Origin of the sequence: Mailhella massiliensis (assembly GCF_020741395.1) — a bacterium.
GTDB classification, from domain to species: Bacteria; Desulfobacterota; Desulfovibrionia; order Desulfovibrionales; family Desulfovibrionaceae; genus Mailhella; species Mailhella massiliensis_A.
On the sequence record NZ_DYZA01000152.1, the window covers coordinates 1 to 3,812 of the forward strand.

General features: G+C 56.7%; 5 protein-coding genes. All 5 read left to right on the forward strand.

The window, feature by feature from the left end; genetic code table 11:
• The first annotated feature begins 28 nt into the window (after nucleotides 1-28).
• Nucleotides 29-691, forward strand: a complete 663-nt coding sequence (locus K8W16_RS07500; RefSeq protein WP_304122533.1) for a GntR family transcriptional regulator — start codon at nucleotides 29-31, stop codon at nucleotides 689-691.
• Nucleotides 692-699: 8 nt separating this feature from the next.
• A complete protein-coding gene (locus K8W16_RS07505; RefSeq protein WP_304122534.1) occupies nucleotides 700-1,389 on the forward strand; it encodes a DUF2848 family protein in 690 nt (229 codons plus the stop codon).
• A gap of 125 nt (nucleotides 1,390-1,514) precedes the next feature.
• A complete protein-coding gene (locus K8W16_RS07510) occupies nucleotides 1,515-2,297 on the forward strand; it encodes a carbon-nitrogen family hydrolase (protein WP_304122535.1) in 783 nt (260 codons plus the stop codon).
• Between the two features lie 79 nt (nucleotides 2,298-2,376).
• Nucleotides 2,377-3,336 (forward strand): tripartite tricarboxylate transporter substrate binding protein, encoded by a 960-nt coding sequence (locus tag K8W16_RS07515; protein WP_304122536.1) that lies wholly within the window; start codon nucleotides 2,377-2,379, stop codon nucleotides 3,334-3,336.
• Between the two features lie 99 nt (nucleotides 3,337-3,435).
• Nucleotides 3,436-3,812: tripartite tricarboxylate transporter permease (locus K8W16_RS07520; RefSeq protein WP_304122537.1), on the forward strand; the 377-nt coding region annotated here is incomplete at its 3' end.

Genomic DNA, 3,812 nt, shown 5'->3' on the forward strand with positions numbered 1-3,812 from the left:
GTATACAAATAAAAGGAACGGTGTACCAATGTCACAGCCGAATCTTTCTTCCATGGCCTACGATCAGCTTCTGCAGAGTATCGTTTCCTTTGAGATTGTCCCGGGAACGGCTTTGCAGGAACGCAGCCTTGCGGAACAGCTGGAAATGAGCCGTACTCCTGTGAGGGAGGCCCTGCGCAGGCTGACCCACGAAGGATGGGTGCAGAACAGCCTCAAGCGCAATGTTATGGAAGTAAAGCCGATATCCAGTGAAGATGTCGAAGAGCTTTTCGAGATACGTCAGCTTTTGGAACTGCGTGGTGTGGAGCGTATTTTTGAAGAAAAGGCCAATACGCTTGTGGGAGAAAGGCTCGTTGCGTTGTCCGACAGTCTGAAGCGTGGTGGAAGCTCTCCGAATTTCGACGAGATGGAATACATGACTACCGACACGAAATTTCATACGGAGCTTATGTATTTTAACGTAAATTCCAGGCTGGGCAAGTTCTGGCAGCAGATCAATCTGGAATCCGTGAGATTGGGTATCATGGCCTTGAAATCGCGCAACGGCAACAGAAGCTCCGTGGCGGCTGAGCATGACGCCATTGCCGCCGGCATACTCCGCCGGCGGAAAAAGGAAGTGCGCGAGGCGGTGCGCTATCATAACGAACAGACCAAGCTTCATATTTTCCGAAGCCTGGAAGGAATCCTGTAGGAGTGGATATGGAACTCAAAGTAAAGGTACGGCGTCTTGACGGCGCGCTGGAAGAAAGAGCGCTTCTTTTCAACTCCTGCGTGGCCATAGGCTATGCCGGAAGGGATCAGGAAAGTGTGCGTCTGCATGTGGAAGAACTTGCCAGGCTCGGCGTGCCCCGCCCGGCGAGTATCCCTTCCATGTATTGGGTTTCCCCGGCCCAGATAGTCTGCACGGACAATATTCAGGTCGTGGGAGAGGAAACTTCCGCGGAAGTAGAGTTCTTTATGGCTCCCGATGCGGAGGGTAGGCTCTATTTCACCGTGGTGAGCGATCATTCGGATCGCAAGCTGGAGAGCGTATCGGTTTCCAAAGCCAAACAGATATGCCCCAAGGTCATAGGGCCGGAATTCTGGGCGCTGGACGATGTGAAGGATCACTGGGATGAACTCCGGCTGACCTGTTACGCCTGGCTTCCGGAAAAGACTTTGTACCAGGATGCCCCGGTGAGCAGCCTGCTCGGGTGGGAAAAGCTGCTTGAGCTTGCCAAGGCCGACGCCCCCTGTGAAGGTCCCGTGGCTTTCTGCAGCGGTACCGTGCCCGTGGTGGGCGGTCAGCTGCGCTACGCCTCCGCCTGGGATATCAGGATGGAAGATCAGAAAACGGGCCGCTCCATAGAGCAGCATTACGACGTGCTCTGCCTGGACGACAGAAATTAGGCGTTCTGTTCCAGAAATACCGACGGTGCGGGCCTGAAGAGCCGTGTTCGTGAAAACGGCCCGCATCCGTGCCCGGCAGCATGTGCCGGCATCGATAATCTGCTTTTATTGAGGATGATGAAGTCATGAGAATATGTGCCATTCAGATGGATGTGGTGAAAGGGGACAGGGAGGCCAACAGGGCCACGGTCAGGCGTATGGTGGCCGAAGCCATGCAGGCCGCATGCCCGCCGGATGTTATAGTACTGCCTGAACTGTGGTCCACGGGCTATGACCTCGAGCGCGCTGAAGAGCTGGCCTCTCCCATGGGCAGCGACGATGCGGCCTTTCTGGGTGAACTTGCCGTTCAGTATCATGTGTCCTTTGTCGGCGGCTCCGTGCTCGCGGAAAAAGGCGGCAGAGTATACAACCGCGCCCAGGTTGTGGACAGTGAAGGGAAGTACGTTGCCGGATACGACAAGATACACCTGTTCCGCCTGATGGATGAGGACAAGTATCTGGCGCAGGGGGAAGCCCCTCTGTCCTTTACTCTCGGCGGTATGCGTTGCGCGTCGGTGATCTGCTACGATATCCGCTTCTGCGAACTGGTGCGGAAGCTGGCGGTGGAAGGGGCGGAGGCCCTTTTTGTAAGCGCCGAGTGGCCGCTTCCGCGCCGTGAGCACTGGGTTACGCTGCTGCGCGCCCGCGCCATTGAGGACCAGATGTATGTCGTCGCCTGCAACCGTTGCGGTGTGACCGGACAGGAAGTGTTTGCCGGCAATTCCATGATCATTGCTCCAGACGGCACGGTGCTTGCCCATGCCGATACTGAAGAGGACATTATCTGCGCCGACTTCGACCCTGAACTTGTCCGTCAGACAAGGGCCAGAATTCAGGTCTTCAACGACAGAGTTCCCCAGCTTTATTGAGATACCCGCGGGCAGTTTGTCCCGCATGTACTGAGGCTATGGAAACGGATCCATGTTTTTCATTTTTCAAGGAGGCGTTATGAACAAACATTTTCTGACCGCGCTGCTGCTCGCCGTGGGCCTTATCCTTCCTTCCGCCGCTCCGGCGGCCTGGAATCCCGATCAGTCGGTGAAAATCGTCGTGCCCTTCAATCCCGGCGGCGGCACCGACCAGCAGGCCCGTCTGGTTGAAAAGGAATTCATGGAGGAATTCGGCCAGCCGCTGAGCTTCATTTACAAGCCCGGCGCCGACGGCGCCATTGGCGCCACGGAGTTCAAGGGGTACGCGGCCGACGGCTATAATATCGCCGTGCATACTTTCCCCCTCATTATGATGAACACCCTGACCGGGAAGGGCCGTTACTCGATGGACGACTTCGAGTATCTTGCCATTTCCAACCTTGATGTGGCTGTTCTTCTGACCCGCAAGGAAAGCCCCTACGACACGTTTGAGAAATTCATCGAAGCTGCCAAGGCCTCTCCCGACAAGAAGCTGACCGTGGGCGTCGTTGAAGTGCTCGGTCCTTCCCATATAGCTGCCCTCAAGCTGCAGCGCCAGGGGGTTCCCATGAATATCGTCACCATGGCCGGCGGCGCCAAGGGTATAGCCGCCGTGCTCGGCGGGCACCTTGACGCGCTTATGGCCGTGAAGGGCAACTGCCTGAATGCCGCCTCCAAGTTCAACTTCCTCGGCGTGGCCTCCAAGAGCGCCGACTCGGAACTGCCCGGTGTGCCCACCTTTACGGAAAAGGGGTATCCCGTGGAAGCCATGGCCGCCCGCATCTGGATTGCGCCCAAGGGGCTTCCCGATGAAGTGAAGGCACGTTATGCGGAAGGTTTCGGCAGGATCTACGCCAAGAAGGAAGTGAACGACCGCCTGACCAAGGCAGGCCAGCCTGTTCACTTCGGCGACAGCGAGGAACTTCAGGGGGTTGTGGAAGGCTTCCAGGCGGAAGCCAAGGAGCTTGTTGAGTACTACAACTCCACCAAGAAAAAGTAGCAGAGGTATGTAAACCGGTTCCGGAGCTGAACCTCTTGAGAGAAGGAGGTTCAGTCCGGACGGTTCCGGCGGAAGAGTCTGTAATGGAGTGATTGCGTTATGGATCTGTTGACAATGTTTTCCGCGCTGGCCGCGGGCAGTCTGAATCTTCTGGCACCAGTTAATATCCTGGTGATGTTCCTGGGCATGACCATTGGCATCATAGGGGGCATGCTGCCGGGCATTTCCGTGGTGACGACACTGGCACTGTTTATTCCTTTTACGTTCAGTATGCCCACCAGCACTGCGCTTATTGCGCTGGGAGCGGTATTCTGCGGCGCTACCTACGGCGGCGCCAACGCCGCCATACTTATCAATACGCCCGGACAGCCCGGTTCCATTGCCACCACCTTTGACGGATACCCCATGACCAAACAGGGGAGGGCGGAGGAAGCCCTGTATACCGCTCTGTTGGCTTCGGCCTTCGGGGGCGTGGT